The sequence below is a fragment of the Curtobacterium sp. AC268 genome, assembly GCF_979258745.1.
Map to the genome: position 1 here is coordinate 1,937,366 of NZ_OZ409878.1, position 16,148 is coordinate 1,953,513.

General features: G+C 69.7%; 15 protein-coding genes. 12 read left to right on the forward strand and 3 right to left on the reverse strand.

Going from position 1 to position 16,148, the window contains the following annotated elements:
• Window positions 1-137: 137 nt before the first annotated feature.
• The gene (gene sucD / locus ACZZ9K_RS09115) at window positions 138-1,025 is read right to left on the reverse strand and encodes a succinate--CoA ligase subunit alpha (protein WP_071250213.1); all 888 of its coding nucleotides are present in this window, start codon (window positions 1,023-1,025) and stop codon (window positions 138-140) included.
• Between the two features lie 11 nt (window positions 1,026-1,036).
• Complete coding sequence (sucC, locus tag ACZZ9K_RS09120; protein ID WP_110863167.1) at window positions 1,037-2,206, reverse strand: ADP-forming succinate--CoA ligase subunit beta; 1,170 nt, start codon at window positions 2,204-2,206, stop codon at window positions 1,037-1,039.
• A gap of 241 nt (window positions 2,207-2,447) precedes the next feature.
• Here sucC and ACZZ9K_RS09125 point away from each other — a divergent pair, with 241 nt between their 5' ends.
• From ACZZ9K_RS09125 to ACZZ9K_RS09140, 4 genes are all read left to right on the forward strand, one after another.
• Window positions 2,448-4,079: a RecQ family ATP-dependent DNA helicase gene (locus ACZZ9K_RS09125; RefSeq protein ID WP_463443891.1), complete on the forward strand. Its 1,632-nt coding sequence runs from the start codon at window positions 2,448-2,450 to the stop codon at window positions 4,077-4,079.
• A gap of 232 nt (window positions 4,080-4,311) precedes the next feature.
• Window positions 4,312-4,611, forward strand: a complete 300-nt coding sequence (locus ACZZ9K_RS09130; RefSeq protein WP_035809242.1) for a hypothetical protein — start codon at window positions 4,312-4,314, stop codon at window positions 4,609-4,611.
• Between the two features lie 40 nt (window positions 4,612-4,651).
• Window positions 4,652-5,017 carry a hypothetical protein gene (locus tag ACZZ9K_RS09135; RefSeq protein ID WP_463443892.1) on the forward strand — a complete coding sequence of 122 codons (366 nt, stop codon included), beginning with the start codon at window positions 4,652-4,654 and terminating at the stop codon, window positions 5,015-5,017.
• Entirely contained in the window at window positions 5,014-5,931 is a 918-nt protein-coding gene (locus ACZZ9K_RS09140; RefSeq protein ID WP_463443893.1) for an oxygenase MpaB family protein, read from the forward strand. Before ACZZ9K_RS09135 ends, ACZZ9K_RS09140 begins: the two co-directional genes overlap by 4 nt.
• Here ACZZ9K_RS09140 and ACZZ9K_RS09145 read toward each other — a convergent pair.
• A complete protein-coding gene (locus ACZZ9K_RS09145; protein ID WP_181438479.1) occupies window positions 5,904-6,413 on the reverse strand; it encodes an FHA domain-containing protein in 510 nt (169 codons plus the stop codon). The two genes, ACZZ9K_RS09140 and ACZZ9K_RS09145, sit on opposite strands and share 28 nt — an antisense overlap.
• A 120-nt stretch (window positions 6,414-6,533) precedes the next feature.
• Here ACZZ9K_RS09145 and ACZZ9K_RS09150 point away from each other — a divergent pair, with 120 nt between their 5' ends.
• The 8 genes from ACZZ9K_RS09150 (at window position 6,534) to ACZZ9K_RS09185 (ending at window position 16,139) form a co-directional block, all read left to right on the forward strand.
• A complete protein-coding gene (locus ACZZ9K_RS09150; RefSeq protein ID WP_111089241.1) occupies window positions 6,534-6,827 on the forward strand; it encodes a WXG100 family type VII secretion target in 294 nt (97 codons plus the stop codon).
• 56 nt (window positions 6,828-6,883) lie between these two features.
• Complete coding sequence (locus ACZZ9K_RS09155; RefSeq protein WP_463443894.1) at window positions 6,884-7,210, forward strand: hypothetical protein; 327 nt, start codon at window positions 6,884-6,886, stop codon at window positions 7,208-7,210.
• A gap of 8 nt (window positions 7,211-7,218) precedes the next feature.
• Window positions 7,219-8,415: a putative T7SS-secreted protein gene (locus tag ACZZ9K_RS09160; protein ID WP_463444746.1), complete on the forward strand. Its 1,197-nt coding sequence runs from the start codon at window positions 7,219-7,221 to the stop codon at window positions 8,413-8,415.
• Window positions 8,416-9,057: 642 nt separating this feature from the next.
• Entirely contained in the window at window positions 9,058-9,654 is a 597-nt protein-coding gene (locus tag ACZZ9K_RS09165) for a hypothetical protein (protein ID WP_138802016.1), read from the forward strand.
• On the forward strand, window positions 9,654-10,196 hold the full coding sequence (locus tag ACZZ9K_RS09170) for a hypothetical protein (protein ID WP_463443895.1): 543 nt from the start codon (window positions 9,654-9,656) through the stop codon (window positions 10,194-10,196). Before ACZZ9K_RS09165 ends, ACZZ9K_RS09170 begins: the two co-directional genes overlap by 1 nt.
• 15 nt (window positions 10,197-10,211) lie before the next feature.
• The gene (locus tag ACZZ9K_RS09175; RefSeq protein WP_463443896.1) at window positions 10,212-10,793 is read left to right on the forward strand and encodes a hypothetical protein; all 582 of its coding nucleotides are present in this window, start codon (window positions 10,212-10,214) and stop codon (window positions 10,791-10,793) included.
• A gap of 44 nt (window positions 10,794-10,837) precedes the next feature.
• Window positions 10,838-11,578 carry a hypothetical protein gene (locus ACZZ9K_RS09180; protein WP_463443897.1) on the forward strand — a complete coding sequence of 247 codons (741 nt, stop codon included), beginning with the start codon at window positions 10,838-10,840 and terminating at the stop codon, window positions 11,576-11,578.
• Between the two features lie 190 nt (window positions 11,579-11,768).
• Window positions 11,769-16,139 (forward strand): FtsK/SpoIIIE domain-containing protein, encoded by a 4,371-nt coding sequence (locus ACZZ9K_RS09185; RefSeq protein WP_463443898.1) that lies wholly within the window; start codon window positions 11,769-11,771, stop codon window positions 16,137-16,139.
• Window positions 16,140-16,148 lie beyond the last annotated feature (9 nt).

Here is a 16,148-nt window from a genome sequence, read left to right on the forward strand (position 1 = left end):
GCGAGGATACGTGCCCCTCGCGCGGCCGCCCCGGAGCCGCGCGGCTGCCGACGCAAAACACCGGTGTTCGCAGGACGAACACGCGCAGGACGCGGTTCAACCGACGAACACCGGTGTTGTGCGGAACGGACGAACCGCTAGCGAGCGGCGACGACCTCGCGCAGCAGCGCGGCGGTCTCGGACGGCGTCTTGCCGACCTTGACGCCGGCGGCCTCGAGCGCCTGCTTCTTCGCCTCGGCGGTACCGGCCGAACCGGACACGATCGCGCCGGCGTGGCCCATCGTCTTGCCCTCGGGAGCGGTGAAGCCCGCGACGTAGCCGACGACCGGCTTGGTGACGTGCGCCTTGATGAACTCGGCGGCACGCTCTTCGGCGTCGCCACCGATCTCGCCGATCATGACGATCGCCTCGGTCTCGGGGTCGGCCTCGAACGCGGCGAGCGCGTCGATGTGCGTGGTGCCGATGACCGGGTCGCCGCCGATGCCGATGGCGGTCGAGAAGCCGAGGTCCCGGAGCTCGTACATCATCTGGTAGGTCAGGGTGCCGGACTTCGAGACGAGCCCGATCGGGCCCTTGCCGGTGATCGTCGCCGGGGTGATGCCGACGAGGGACTCCCCCGGGGTGATGATGCCGGGGCAGTTCGGCCCGATGATCCGGGTCGTGCCGCCCTTCGCCTTGGCGTGCGCCCAGAACTCGGCCGAGTCCTGCACGGGGATGCCCTCGGTGATGACGACGACGAGCGGGATCTCGGCGTCGATGGCCTCGGTCACGGCGTCCTTCGCGAACGCCGGCGGGACGAAGACGATCGAGACGTCGGCACCGGTGGTGTCGATGGCCTCGCGTACCGAGCCGAAGACCGGCAGCGACACGTCGCCGTGGGTGACGGTGGTGCCGGCCTTGCGGGCGTTCACGCCGCCGACGACGTTCGTGCCGGCCTTGAGCATCAGGGCGGTGTGCTTCGTGCCCTCGCCGCCGGTGATGCCCTGGACGATGACCTTGGAGTCCTTGTTGAGGAAGATCGACATGGTCAGTCCCTTCAGGCCGCTGCGGCGGCGAGTTCGGCGGCCTTCTCGGCCGCATCGTCCATGGTCGCGGCGACGGTGACGAGCGGGTGCGCTGCCTCCGCCAGGATCCGGCGACCCTCTTCCACGTTGTTGCCGTCGAGGCGCACGACGAGCGGCTTGGTGGCCGCGTCGCCGAGGATGCCGAGCGCGGCGACGATGCCGTTCGCGACGGCGTCGCAGGCGGTGATGCCGCCGAAGACGTTCACGAACACGCTCTTCACCTGCGGGTCGCCGAGGATGACGTCGAGGCCGTTGGCCATGACCTCGGCCGAGGCGCCGCCGCCGATGTCGAGGAAGTTGGCGGGCTTCACGCCGCCGTGGCGCTCACCGGCGTAAGCGACGACGTCGAGCGTCGACATGACGAGCCCCGCACCGTTGCCGATGACGCCGACCTGGCCGTCGAGCTTGACGTAGTTCAGCCCGTGGGCCTTCGCCTTGGCCTCGAGCGGGTCCTCGCTGGCGGTGTCCTCGAGGTCCTTGTGGCCCTCGTGGCGGAAGTCGGCGTTCTCGTCGAGCGAGACCTTGCCGTCGAGTGCCAGGATCTGGCCGTCGCCGGTGCGGACGAGGGGGTTCACCTCGACGAGGGTCGCGTCCTCCCCCTTGTAGACGTCGTAGAGCTTGACGAAGACGTCGGCGACGGCGTCCTGCAGCTCCGATGGGAAGTTCGCCTGCGCGGCGATCTCGAGCGCGGCGGCCTTGTCGATGCCCGTCAGCGGGTCGACCTCGACCCGGGCGAGCGCCTCGGGCTTCTCGACGGCGAGCTGCTCGATCTCCATCCCGCCCTCGACGCTGGTGAGCGAGAGGTAGGAGCGGTTGGCCCGGTCGAGCAGCACGGAGAAGTAGAACTCCTCGGCGATGTCCGCACCCTGGGCGACCATGACGCGCTGGACGGTGTGGCCCTTGATGTCGAGGCCGAGGATGGCCTGCGCGTGCTCGAACGCCTCGTCCGGGGTCTTCGCGACCTTCACGCCGCCGGCCTTGCCGCGACCGCCGACCTTCACCTGCGCCTTGACGACGACGACGCCACCGATCTTCTCGGCCGCCGCCTTCGCCTGCTCGGGGGTGTCGGCGATGATCCCCTGCAACACGGGGACGCCGTAGGACTCGAAGAGGTCCCTGGCCTGATACTCGAAAAGATCCACGCTGTTCTTCTTCCCGCACGGTTCGTGCGATCGGCATCGGTTTCCCGGTCGCGCTCTCCACATCGAGGGTCGCTCGATGTCGAGACAACGGCCGCCACGCAGCCTAGCGCTGCTCGGTGGACGGCCGGTGCACGTCGGGCACAGCCGGGTACCCGCCGATCAGGACCGGGCACGGGGAGCGCATGAGCCGCTGCGCGCACCGCTGGGACCGGCCCGAGCTCGCGCTCGGCAGTGTGGATCGGTGCAACCCGAACTCCGTACCCGTGCCACCGAGGTCTTCGGCTGGAAGCTCCGCCCCGACCAGGAGTCGGTCATCGACGCCGTGCTCGAGCGCCGTGACGCCCTGGCGGTCATGCCCACCGGATCGGGCAAGTCCGCGATCTACCAGGTCGCCGGCCTCGGGCTGGACGGCCTCGTCGTGGTCGTCTCCCCGCTCGTGGCACTGCAGGAAGACCAGGTGGTCGGGCTCGAGCACCATGCCGATGCACCCCGCGCCGTCGCCCTGAACGCCACGAAGAAGGCACGGGACGTCGCCGACGCGTGGGACGCCGTCGCCGCGGGCGAGGTCGGCTACGTGTTCCTCGCCCCCGAACAGCTGGTGAAGGACGACGTGCGCGAACGCCTCCGCGATGCCGGCGTCGCGCTGGTCGCCGTCGACGAGGCGCACTGCATCTCGTCGTGGGGTCACGACTTCCGACCGGACTACCTGGCGCTCGGCGAGGTCGCGGAGCGCCTGGGCCGCCCGCCGGTGCTCGCCCTGACCGCGACCGGTTCCGCTCCGGTGCGGGACGACATCGTCGAGCGGCTCGGCATGCGCGACCCGTTCGTGCTCGCCTCGGGGTTCGACCGTCCCGGCATCCGGCTCGAGGTGGTCCGGCACGCCGAGGACGCCGAGAAGCGTCAGGCCGTGGTCGACCAGGTCGCCGAGCTCGACGGACCCACGGTCGTCTACGTCGCCACCCGCGCCGCGACCACGGAGTACGCCGACGCCCTCGCCGCCCGTGGTCGCCGCGCGCAGCCGTACCACGCCGGCATGCGGGTGGCGGAGCGCGAGGCCGTGCACACCGGGTTCCTGGACGGCGACGTCGACGTGGTGGTCGCGACGAGTGCCTTCGGCATGGGCATCGACAAGCCCGACGTCCGGTACGTCGTGCACGCCGACGTCCCCGAGTCGATCGACGCCTACTACCAGGAGATCGGACGGGCCGGGCGGGACGCCGAACCGGCCGGCGCCACCCTGCACTACCGCGCCGAGGACTTCGGCCTGCGCACGTTCTTCGCGTCCGGCTCGCCGCGACCCGCCTCGGTCCGGGCCGTGTTCGACGCCGTCCCGGCGACCGGCTCGATAGCCCGCTCCGCACTGGTGGAGGCCGCTGGTCTGTCGGCCCGCACCGCCGGTCGAGCGCTCAACGCCCTGCTCGACGCCGGCGCCCTGCGCGACGACGTCGACGGTGTCTCCCGGGTGCCGGACGGCCCGCAGGACGCCGACCGTGCGGCACGTGCGACAGCCGACCGTGCCGCCGAACGGGAACGGGTCGAGGAGTCCCGCATCGCGATGATGCGCCAGCTCGCCGAGACGACCGGGTGCCGCCGGCAGTTCCTGCTCGGCTACTTCGGCGACGAGCTGCCGGAGCCGTGCGGGAACTGCGACACCTGCTCGTCCGGCACGGCTCGCGAGGCCTCCGCCCACGTCGCCGACGGCGCGAACGACGAAGCGTGGCCGCCGGATGCTCGCGTCGAGCACGCCGAGTGGGGCACCGGCGTGGTGATGAGCACGGAAGAGGACCGCATCACGGTGTTCTTCGAGTCCGCCGGCTACCGCACCCTCGCCCTCGCCGACGTCGAACAACGCGACCTGCTCGAACGCGTCTGAACGAACCAGGGACGAAAGCGCAGGCGGTCAGCGCACCGGCCCGGACGACCCGGGCGGGGAAGGCGCGGTCGCTCGACCACCCGTCGGCGACCGCGCTCCACTCCCCCGAGCATCGGCGATGCTGCCGTGGCGGTGTGACCGGCAGGTGACGCCCGGGTGAACACGACACGAAACCGGACGGCCGCCAAGCGCCGGCGGGTAGGCAGGAAGCCCGCAACGGAAAGGAACCACCATGAGCGACCCCGGCATCAGCCCCGTCGACGACTTCGAGTCCCAGCAGCGTCGCGACGACGACATCGACCGTGAGCACGTCGGCCCGTACGAGGTGGACGAGGCCGAGGAGTCCCTCGAGACGGTGACGAACGACGCGGTCGCCGGCGAGACGGTCGAGCCGCAGCCCGGTGACGGATCCGACGACGGTCCGACCGGTGGCTCCCCGCGCGAGGGTTCGCCCGACCTGTGGGAGCACGAGAACGAGCAGGACGAGGACCGCGCCGACCTCGGCAACGACCTCGGCACGAAGCCGCTCTGAGCCCAGGCTCCCCCGGAACACGGCTCGGTAGCATCGGGCCGTGTTCCGACGAGTCCGTGCCAGCGTCCGCAGCATGCCCTCGGCAGCGCGGATGCTGGCCGTCGCGGCGATGCTCCTGGTCGCGGCCGCGGCACACCTCGCCGCCCGCTCGGAGCCCGGTGGCCGCTGGGTCCCGCTCCTGGTCGTCGGCGTCGTCGCTGCGGTCGTCACCGGATCACCGACCCGCCTCTGGCCGCTCCCCGCGATCTGGCTCGTCGCGACGCTCCTCGCCCTGACCGGTGACGTGCCGGTCGACGCCTCGTCCGCACTGGTCGCCCTGGTCGTCGGCGCAGTCGCGCTCCTGGCAGCGATCGCCGTGGACCTGCGGCCCGTCCTGCGGGCGCGACGCCGACGGGGTGCGGCGTGACCACCCCACGGCCTGGAGGCGCGACACACGACCCGCACCGTGCCTCCCGTCCGCCTGCTGGGCGCGTCGACGACCGTGACCTGCGTCGGTTCCTCGCCGACAGCACCCCCGTGGCCGCGGGCGGCCGCGCCATCCTGCTGCAGATCGCCGACCCGGTCGTCGCGGCCGGTGTCCGACGGCATTCGGACTTCGCCCGGCGACCCCAGCAGCGGCTCGCCCACACCCTGATGTTCGTCTACGCCGTCGTCATCGGCACGGAGACCGACTCGGCGACCGCAGTCGGCTTCGTCAACCGTGCGCACCGGCCCGTCGCGGGCGCCGACGATGTCGACCGGCAGCTCTGGGTGGCCGCGACCCTGTTCGACTCCGCCCGGCGGGCGCACGACCTGTTCGGCACACGCGTCTCCGCGGCCCGCGCCGAGCAGGTCCTCGCCGCCTACGCCCCGATCGCGACCGCGCTGCGGGTGCCGCCGGAGCGTTGGCCGACCTCGGTGGCGGCGTTCGACCGGTACTGGCAGCGGACGCTGGAGGGGCTCGAGGTCACCGACGACGCCCGCGGGGTCGTCCGCGACCTGCTGCACCCGCGGTTCGCGCCGCTGTGGGTGCGGGCGGCGATGCCCCTCGTCCGCATCGTGACCGTGGGGATGCTGCCGGAACGGGTGCGCACGGCGTACGGCTTCGCCTGGGGGCCGCGGGAGGAACGGCGTTTCCGGCGCACCGTGCGGGTGGTGGCCGGGGTGCGGGCGCTGGTGCCGGGGGCGCTGCTGCGACTGCCGGGGCCGTTGCTGCTGCGGGCGATGCGGCGAACCGCGGGGCGGTACGCGACGGCCGGGGCTGGTGCTGGGGCTGGTGCTGGGGCTGGTGCTGGTGCTGGTGCTGGTGCTGGTCAGCCTGCGAGTACCCGCACGGCGTAGTCCCCCACCATCACGACGTCACCGGGCCGGGCGATGACCTGTGCGCCGCCCACGCTGGGTTCCTGCGCACCGGATGCGCGGACGACCACCGTGCCGTTCGACGACCCGAGGTCCTCGACCACCAGGCCGCCGTCCCCCGTCGGCCGCATCGCGGCGTGCTCGCGCGACACCGATTTCCCCGGGTCGTCGAGCAGCACGGCTCGTCGTCCCGGCGCGGTCGGGACGCGTCGCCCCACGACGACCGGCTGGTCGAGCGGCACGACGGTGCCCGGCGCGACCTCGAGCACGAGTCGCGGCACTATGCCGATCGTCGGCAGCGGCTGCTCCGTCCGGACGACGGCGTCCGGCTCGTCGTCCGACACCGGAGCCGCGGGCAGCACCCAGGCGCGGGACAGGTACCCGGCCTGCCGGTCGCGCTCGACGTCGGCACGCGTGACCGCCGGGCGCTTCGGAGTGTCGTCGTCCTTCCGGCGTCGAGCCACCGTGTACCCCTCGTTCTGGTGATTGTTCAGAAGTGGTGCGAGATGCAACGCGATCAAGTATGGTCGAACCGCGCCGGGGGTCGCCCGGTACTTCACATACGCATCGGGAGGGCATGCGCCATGGCCAATGTCAACGTCACCTACGACGATCTTCGCAACCAGGCTTCGCAGCTTCGCAACGGCCAGAAGGCCATCGAAGACCAGCTGAGCCAGCTCAAGAGCCAGATCGACAACCTCGTCTCGTCGGGGTACGTCACCGACAAGTCCTCGAAGGCCTTCGACTCGACGTACTCGGAGTTCAACTCCGGCGCGACGCAGACGATCCAGGCCATCGACGGCATGGCCGGGTTCCTCGAGAGCGCGGCGAACACCCTCGAGTCGACCGACGAGCAGCTCGCGTCCAGCATCGGCTGAGACCGGCTCGGAACGGTGGTGGCCGGCGTCTTCGGGCGTCGGCCACCGCTCTCAGCATGACCACGTGGCACCGGGGGAAGAGGAAGACATTGGCAGGCGGAACTCTGCGCTACCAGGGCGCGAAGATGCAGTCGCTCTGGAGCGACCTCAACGCGGTGAAGAACGAGTTCGACCACGGGGACCAGCACTCGGGTGACGCGGCGGACGCCGTTGGGCATGCCGCGCTCGCAAGCCGCATCCGGTCGTTCTCCTCGGGGTGGGACAGTCACCGACGCGAACTCAGCGACTCCATCGAGAAGCTCGCGAAGCTCGCCCTGAACGTCGATGGCGCCTTCGACGACACCGAATCGGAACTCGTCAAGTCGATTGCGAGCGAGAAGTGAGCGCGCTCGTGGGGGGTCCTACGGGCGATCCCGTTGCCGTTCAGGACATGGCGCAGCGCTACCACCAGATCGCAACCGCGATCAGCGACGCGGCCAGCACCCTCAAGCGACTGGACGGCTCGGATTCGGAGAGCAAAGCGGTCACCGCCTTCCTGAAGAAGGCAGGCGACCTCGCCGACAAGCTCGGGCGCGCCGAAGGCCGCTACTCAGGCACCGGGGATGCACTGTCCGAGTACGCGACGGCGCTCACTTCGGCGCTCGACGAGGCATCCAGTGCCACTCGACTGCACGATCAGAGCGAATCCGAAGCGCAGTCCTCCAGCCGCTCCCAGGACCGCTACCAGGACCTTGCGAACAGCGCCACCGATCCGGATCAGCAGACGGAGTACCAGACGCTCGCGGACACGCAGCGGTCGCGGGCCGACGGGGCCCGCGCGGACGCGACCCGGGCTGCGAGCACCATGCGCGCCGCCGTGGAAGGGCTCGATGCGGCCGCGCAGCGGGCCATTGCAAAGATCGACGACAGCGTCGACGACGGCCTGAACGACAGCGGCTGGGACGACTTCAAGCAGTGGATGAAGGACAACGACGAGTGGATCTCGGTCGTCGTCAAGATCGCGCAGTTCGCCGGAACCGTGCTCGCGATCGCGGCGCTCCTGTTCCCGTTGACATCTTGGCTCGGCGCGCTGGCGCTCGGAGTGATGATCTTCGGCACCGCGGCTGACGTGACGAAGGCCGCCGCCGGAACCGGGTCCTGGGGAGATGTGGCGCTTGACGCCTTCGGTCTCGTGACCTTCGGCGCAGGCAAGCTCGCCGTTTCCAGCGGACGAGTAGCCGTCAACGCCGTTGCACAATCGCGAGTGCAATCGATCGTCGCGGACGGGATGAGCGAAACAGCCGCCTTCACCCGGGTGTCACGGAGCTACACGCGTATCGCTCGGGAAGGCATTTACAACAAGTACCGATTCCTTGCCGCCGGTGACGAAGAGCTTGCCCACATGGTGCAGTGGATCCGTCGCTCACAGGTGGGCGCGGTCGGTCAGAGTCCGGAGGCGGTTGCCCGACTGAACACGGTGCTCACCACCGGGATCGGTCTCGGTTGGACAGGTGTGGCTGCTGACGGCTTCGGCTGGGCGAAGGACTACATCCCGGCCTGGCAGAAGGTCGATCGTTGGGCGACGATGCCAATCGGCTCGCGCTGGTGAATAGCGAACGTCGCGACATGGGGATACCTGCTTCGTATGCTCTGGCTCTGCCCGCAGGCTGGATCCATCTTTCCGCTGGGACCCCCGACGAGATGTTGCGTCAGGCGGATCGCTCCTTTGCTTCCCGCCCCGGGGACAACTGGAGGGCAGAAGTCGGAAGCCTCTTCGAGGCCGCCTACGCACCAGACACCTCTCATAGCGTGCTCGACACCTTCATGACATCGGGGCCAGTGCCCGGTACGTCCATCGCGGCATCGATAACGGTCGCTCGTGCAGCACTTGCCGAAGCAGTGAACCATTCGGCCGAGGACGTCTTGCTCGCTCGAAGCCTCGGAGCAGGTGCCGAAGTCCTCTCAGTTGCAGGATCCGTGGCTGTCCTGACCCCCCTTGATCAGCCGCCAGCCCTGCCGCGCGGGTCCGCTCGCGTGTTGAGCTCCACCTCAGTCCTCCTCGCCGTTCCACAGCGGGATGACTTCCTCCTGGCGCTCGTGTTCACCGTGCTGACTGATCAGGCACCGACCGGGCCAGACCTGCACGCAGCGGAAACTCGCGTCAACTCCTCACTTGTGGAACTCTTCCGAGCTTTACTCACGACCTTCCGGTGGATCGACGATGGGGGTGCGGTCATGCAAGCATCTCCAGGTGAGCACGATGATTGAACCGTCCGCCCTCTCAGTCACGGTCGATCTGCTCGAACCGGGCTGGTTGTTCGCCGAACGTGAAGACAATTTACTAACTGCCGAGCGGGTCCAGGCCTGGGCGAGCGAACTCCCCGAGGATCTCCACGGCGACGAGGTGCTCGCGTCATGGCTCGTGCAGACGCTGCAGACGCTTGCGGATTCACTCCTCGAAGATGAGATCGTGGCCGTTCACCTCCCTGATGCTCTCGAACCGCCGACGATCGTTCGGATCCGATTCGCCCGTGAAACGGATGATGAGACTTTCGATCTTGCGGAACTCGTTCAGGGAGAGCCCCGCGAAACTCTCGAGCCACCGATCGTCGAACCACATCGAGCAGCTTCGCTCGGCGCCGGGGTACGAGCTTTACGATTCCGCGCGCTCGGCCAAGACCGAGAACTGTTCGGGTCCCTGGCATTTGCGTTCCGACAGCGGGACATGGTCGTCACGGTGGTCGGCGACAATCCGAACTTCGATGTGCTCGTGCGCCGCACCGACGCAATGGTCCGTTTGATCGATGCCATCACCATCACTCAACAAGTCGAGTCAGGACACCGTTGATGAACCTCGACGTACCCGGAGCAGAAGAGGACTGGATCGTCGTTCCGAACGACTTCCAGAACGCTTCTGACCGGAAGATCGCCAAGTGGGCTGCATCTGCTGCCCGGTCAGTCCTCCCGAAGCGGCTCTTCGGGCAGGATCCACAACAGTTCCCGATACAGGCTTCGCTCGCCGCCGCTGCTGCCATGACCAGCCCCAACGAGCGAGCCTACGTCCTCCGGGCAACTCTTCCGGACCAGTTCCTGCCGGTTCGGCTGCGGTGGGTGAGGTTGGGAAACTCCCCGCGGCAGACGCTCCTCGAGCTCGCAACGCCGGACTTGAAGCAGATCACACTCGGCACTCCATCGGAGTGGCTGTCCCCGTTGGGAACCAGTGGACTTCGCACCTCGATCACTCGCGATCACTCCGAGCACGGCTACATTGCAGCGTTCCCGCTCGACGACCTCGGTGTGCAGGTCAAGGTGGATGTCGACGGCCGCGCGTTGCTCGCCATGCAGGGGGCAGTCGCTGATCTCATCCAGCGCATTCGCCGGGTGAGCTGATGAACTCCCCTCGCCGTGGTCAGGAGCAAATCGAACAGGCAGGGGGCGACTGAATTGGAGATCGTAGCCCGGGGAGTCGACGGGGTGTGGCTGCCGGTGCCGAACGACCTCGGCGATGCCCCCGCCAAGAAGATCATGAAGTGGGCGCAACCGACGGTGCGGGACATTCTGCCGCGCAAGGTCTTCAGCCCGCATCCGAAGCAGATGTTCCTCCAGACGCTCTTCGGTTCAGTGGCACAGGCGACCCGACCGAACGAGCAGTACTTCATCCATCGGGCAGCGCTCCCGGCCGAGGTCCTCTTGGTCCGCGTCCGGTGGGAACCGGCCGAGCCGGACCTGACCGCGCATCTCCGCCGCCTCGTCGGTCCAGGGGACAGCAGCGACGTCATGGTCGGCCTCGCATCACCGGCACTCATCGCTCCAGGTATCGAGGGGTGGCGCGCCGAACTCCAGCGCGGTCAGGACGTCGTCGGTCATGTCGCTGGGTTCCGGTGCGACCGCCTGTCCGTCCAACTCCGTGTCGAACTCCCGCCGGAGTGCCTCGAGCCGGTCCAGCCCGATGTCGAGCAACTCGCCCGATCCCTCAAGGCGGTCTGATCCCCGTGTATGTCGACCGTCTCACTGCACTGACCGAGCGACCGATGTCACAGCCCGCGCGATTGCGGTGGTTCTGGACGGTGGCCGCGGTCAGTTGGAGCGCTGTGGCGGCGTGGATGGCGTTCCGCGGCGACGCTCCACGGTGGCCCGCTTCCATCATCCTCGCCTTCGTCTGCGGCGCCATCGGACTCTGTTTCTTCGTCCTGCTGCTCTTCGGCGGCCGGCCAACGCGTCGGCAGTTCCTCCGAGCAGCGTGCACCATCGTCGCCGGCCACGCCCTGATCGTGCTCGCGCTCGACTTTGCCCTCATCCCCGCGCCGAGCCGCTTGGCCGTCGCCGTCGACGCGGTGCTGATAGCCCCCGGACTCGGCATAGTCTTCGCGAGCTTCGGTGTGCTCGCGGTCGTGTCCGCGGCGGCCGTGGCCCTGGGGATCGCATTCACCCTCGATCTCGTCAACAAGGCCGTCCGAGAGTCCGGCGAGAACCCGCGCAAGCGCGTCCGGACACTGTCCCTGGCTGTCGGGGTCCTGGGCATCACGCTGGCGTTCCTCAGTGTCACCATCACGCCGCACCCTCTCGCCATGCCGGCGAGTATCCGCGGACGCGGTGCTGGACTTGCAGAGATCTCGTACCTGTTCCTGCAGTCGTTCGGAATCACGGAGACACGCCCTGGCTGGTTCCCGCTGACCGTCAACGTGCTGTTCGTCGTTTCACTGGTCTTGATCGCCCAGTTCGCCACCAGCCCGCTGTGGTCGCGGTTGATCCCCGAGAAGCGCACGACGTGACCCGACCCCGATTTTTCCACCGCGCCTCCAGACCGCACCCGGTGTCCACAGGAACGACCGGACCGCGCCTGCCGGACCGGGGAACCTGCGAGAATCAGGCCATGAGCGGCAGCATGACGCTGCGGGGGGCCTCGTCCGACCACCGCGCTGCGACCACGATGACCACGATCTCCGGTGCGGGGCGCCACACGTGCGCCTGACGTTCACCGCGAGCCACCTTCCGTCGAGCGCCTCCGCCGACTTCGTGGTGGAGTGCGACGAGGACACCCTGCTCGGCGAGATCGTCGAGGTCGTCGCCAAGCGGCTCGGGCAAGGGGCCACGTCGATCGTCGACGTCGCGGTCGACTCCGTCCCGACCACCCCGCACGCACGCATCGGTGACGGTGTGCTGCTCGAGGGCGCTCGGCTGACGTTCGGGGCCCCGGCTCCGGTCCTGCCCTTGCCCGGTGACCTGCCGAGCGTGCGGATCGTCGGCGGACCGGGTGCCGGCACCGTGGTGGTGCTCGATGCGGGCATCGCACACGTCGGTTCGGCGCCCGACGCAACGGTGCCCCTGCCGGACCGGAGCGCGCCGGAGTACGCCGCGATCCTGCGGCTCGACCTCAACCGTCGGTTCACGATCACGCCGACCGAAGGCTCCACGGTGCTGGTGGACCGCGCCGAGGTCGACGACGAGACCCCGGTCGAGCCGGGCAGCATCGTCACGATCGGCGACACCCTGCTGTCGGTCGCGGTGCCGGACGCCGACCGAGCGGCGATCACCCTGACCGCCGGTGGCGGCTCGCTCGACTACACGCGGCCGCCGCGGCTCCTGCCCGAGGACCACCCGTCCGTGTTCAAGCTGCCGGCCGTGCCGGCGCAGCAGTCACGTCGGTCCATCCCGATCATCGCGGCGCTCGCGCCGCTCGGCATGGCCGCCGTGATGATCTCGATCTTCCACAACGTCGCGTACCTCGCGTTCGGTCTGATGTCGCCGATCATCATGTTCGGCAACGCCTGGTGGGACCGTCGGAACGGCAAGAAGACCCACAAGCAGCGCGTTGCCGAGTACGAAGAGACCAAGAAGGCGGTCGAGGCGGACGCCCTGGAGGCAGTGGTCCGGTACCAGCGCGAGCTGCGGACGAGCGCACCGGACCCCGCGACCGTGCTCGACGTCGCGTTGCGGCGTCGCGCTCGCCTGTGGGAGCGCCGCCGGACCGATCCCGACTACCTGACGCTCCGCGTCGGGACCGCTGACGTCCCGTCCGGCGTCGTGCTCGAGGACCCGTCGGCGCTCGAGCACCGTCGCGCGGTCGACAAGCTGGCCGAGGACGTGCCGGTGATCGTCGACCTCGGCGTGCAGGGCGTCGTCGGCGTCGCGGGCCGAGACGAGCACACGCGGCACCTGACGTCGTGGTTCGTGGCGCAGCTCGCGGTGCTCCAGAGTCCGCGTGACACGCAGTTCGTCGTGCTGACGGACGCCCGGTCGGCCGATGAGTGGGCGTGGTTGCGGTGGATCCCGCAGGCCCGACCGGGCTTCGGGCAGGACGCCGTGATCGCGATCGGCAACGACGCCGAGACGCTCGGCGCCCGTGTGGCCGAGGTCGGTCAGCTGATCGATGCGCGACAGCGGGCGATGCGTGAGTCGAACATGCGCGGGATCCCCGGTCCGGACGTCGTCGTCGTGCTCGACGGTGCCCGGCGGCTCCGAGCGCTGCCCGGTCTGATCCGCATCCTCAAGGAAGGGCCGGCGGTCGGCGTCCGGGCGATCTGCATCGAGGAAGAGGCACGGCTGCTGCCCGAGGAGTGCTCCGTCGTGGTCACCGTCGGTCCGGAACGCATCCGGGTGGCTGCGCAGCGCCAGGCGACGGTCACCGACGTGCGGCCCGACCGGATCCCGGACGGCTGGTTCGAGACGGTCGCCCGAGCAGTGGCGCCGATGGTCGACGCCGATGACGAGAGCGACGCCGGCGGACTGCCCACGTCGTCGCGGTTGCTCGACGTCATGCTGCTCGAACCGCCGACGGCCCGGGCGATCACCGGGAAGTGGTCGGTGCGCCCACGCACCACCGAGGTCGTCGTGGGCGAGAGCCTCGACGGCCCGTTCGCGTTCGACCTGCGGAAGGACGGCCCCCACGGCCTCGTCGCCGGCACGACGGGTTCAGGCAAGTCCGAGCTCCTGCAGACGATCGTCGCGTCGCTCGCGGCGACCAACACTCCAGAGGGCATGAACTTCGTCCTCATCGACTACAAGGGCGGCGCTGCCTTCCGCGACTTCGCGCCGCTGCCGCACACCGTCGGCATGGTGACCGACCTCGACACACACCTGGTGGAGCGAGCGCTCGAGTCCCTGGGCGCCGAACTCCGTCGTCGCGAGCACCTGTTGGCCGATGCGGCAGCGAAGGACATCGAGGACTACCTCGACCGCCTCGGTCGTGGTGAACCGCTGCCGCCGATGCCGCGGCTGCTCATCGTCATCGACGAGTTCGCGAGCCTGGTGCGGGAGCTGCCCGACTTCGTGACCGGCCTGGTGAACATCGCCCAGCGCGGTCGGTCCCTCGGCATCCACCTGATCCTCGCCACGCAGCGTCCGACCGGTGTCGTCTCGAACGACATCCGCGCGAACACGAACCTGCGGATCGCACTGCGGGTCACCGACTCGAGCGAGAGCACCGACGTGATCGACGCCGGCGACGCGGCCCAGATCCAGAAGAGCACCCCCGGCCGGGGGTACATCCGTCTGGGCGCCGGGGCGCTGCTGCCGTTCCAGTCGGGTCGCGTCGGTGGCCGTCGCCCCGGACAGTCGACCCAGCGCAAGCAGGTCTGGGCCGGTGCGGTCTCGTGGTCGGCGCTCGGTACCGCACCGCCCGCACCACCGAAGTCCGAGGTGCAGCACACCGACGAGCGAACCGACCTGCAGGAGCTCGTCGGCGCCGTGACCGAGGCCGCGGCGGAGCTCGGCGGTCCGGCTCCGTACCGTCCCTGGCTCGATGCCCTGCCGGAGACGCTGCTCTTCACCGACCTCAACGACCGCGCGTGGGAACTCGACGTCAGCACCGTCACGGATGCCCGGGTGGGGCCGCTGCCGTTCGCGCTGCAGGACTTCCCCGGCGAGCAGGCGCAGCGGGTGCGCAGCCTCGACCTCGACTCCGACGGACACCTCTACGTCGTCGGTGCCCCGCGGAGCGGCCGGTCGCAGGTGCTCCGGACCCTGGCGGCAGCCATCGCCCGGAACACCTCGGCGGCCGACGTCCACGTGTACGCGCTCGACTGCGGCAACGGCGCGCTGCTGCCGATCCAGGCACTCCCGCACGCCGGCGCCGTCGTCCAGCGTGTCCAGACCGAACGAGCCCAGCGGCTGCTGACCAAGCTGGCCCAGGAGCTCGCCCGTCGCCAGCAGGTGCTGGCTGACGGCGGTTTCGCCAGCATCGTCGAGCAGCGTGCCGCGGCCGTCGTGCCGGCGGAACGCCTGCCGCACATCGTCTTCATGCTCGACCGCTGGGAAGGCTTCGTCGGCTCACTCGGCGAGCTCGACCACGGCGCTCCGACCGACCAGGTGATGACGTTGCTCCGCGAAGGCGCCAGCGTCGGCATCCATCTGGTCGTCACCGGAGACCGACAGCTGCTCTCGAGTCGGATGGCCACCCTGGTGGAGGACAAGCTCGTCCTCCGGCTGTCGGACCGGGGCGACTACGGGCTGGCGTCGCTCAACCCGCGCAAGCTCCCGGAGCAGGTCCCCGACGGACGTGCGTTCGCCTCCGAGTCCGCGACGGAGACACAGATCGCGCTGCTCGCCGCAGCCGGCACCGGGCAGTCGCAGGCCGCCGCCATCACGGCCCTCGCCACCTTCGCGACGGAACGCGACCGGGCAGTCGAACGCAGCCGACGTCCCTTCCGCGTCGACCAGCTGTCCGGCCCGGTGCCGTTCGAGCGGGCATGGGAGATGCGCGACGACGACGCCGGCCTGTTCGGTCTGGTCGGCATCGGCGGCGACGACCTCACCGCGATCGGGCCCGACCTGGCCGCGGCCGGTTCGTTCGTCGTCGGTGGACCCGCGAAGTCCGGACGCAGCGCCGTCCTGCTCTCGATGACCCGTTCGGTCCTGCGCGAGGGTGGCGAGGTCGTGCTCGTGACCCCGCGGCAGTCCCCGCTCCGTGCGCTGGCCGCGGAACCGGGTGTCCTGGCGGCGCACGAGGGTGCCGATCTGACCGAGGACGACCTCGCACCCCTGTTCGACGGGCAGCCCGGTCGACGCGTCCTGGTGATCGACGACGCCGAGCTCGTCAAGGACGCCCCGGCGAAGAGCTGGCTGCAGGGGTTCGTCAAGCGTGCGGCCGACAACGGTCAGGCGATCGTCGCGGCCGGGCTGACCGCCGAGTTCGGTGTCGGGTTCACCGGCTGGCAGGTCGACATGAAGCGCAACCGCTCGGGAGCGCTGCTCAGCCCCCAGGCGATCACCGAGGGCGACCTGCTCGGCATGCGCCTGCCGCGGAGCAGCATCGTCGAGCGCGTCCAGGTCGGTTCCGCGATCGTGCACCTCGGCGACGGTGCGCTCGTGTCGGTGCAGGTCCCGACGCCGTGACACATGGAC

What these genes read in the sequence shown, in the direction of transcription:
- sucD (WP_071250213.1), bottom strand. Translation starts at nt 1,025, where the DNA reads ATGTCGATCTTCCTCAACAAGGACTCCAAGGTCATCGTCCAGGGCATC.
- ACZZ9K_RS09130 (WP_035809242.1), top strand. Translation starts at nt 4,312, where the DNA reads ATGAGCGACCCCGGCATCAGCCCCGTCGACGACTTCGAGTCCCAGCAG.
- ACZZ9K_RS09150 (WP_111089241.1), top strand. Translation starts at nt 6,534, where the DNA reads ATGGCCAATGTCAACGTCACCTACGACGATCTTCGCAACCAGGCTTCG.
- ACZZ9K_RS09155 (WP_463443894.1), top strand. Translation starts at nt 6,884, where the DNA reads ATGACCACGTGGCACCGGGGGAAGAGGAAGACATTGGCAGGCGGAACT.
- ACZZ9K_RS09170 (WP_463443895.1), top strand. Translation starts at nt 9,654, where the DNA reads ATGAACCTCGACGTACCCGGAGCAGAAGAGGACTGGATCGTCGTTCCG.
- ACZZ9K_RS09180 (WP_463443897.1), top strand. Translation starts at nt 10,838, where the DNA reads ATGTCACAGCCCGCGCGATTGCGGTGGTTCTGGACGGTGGCCGCGGTC.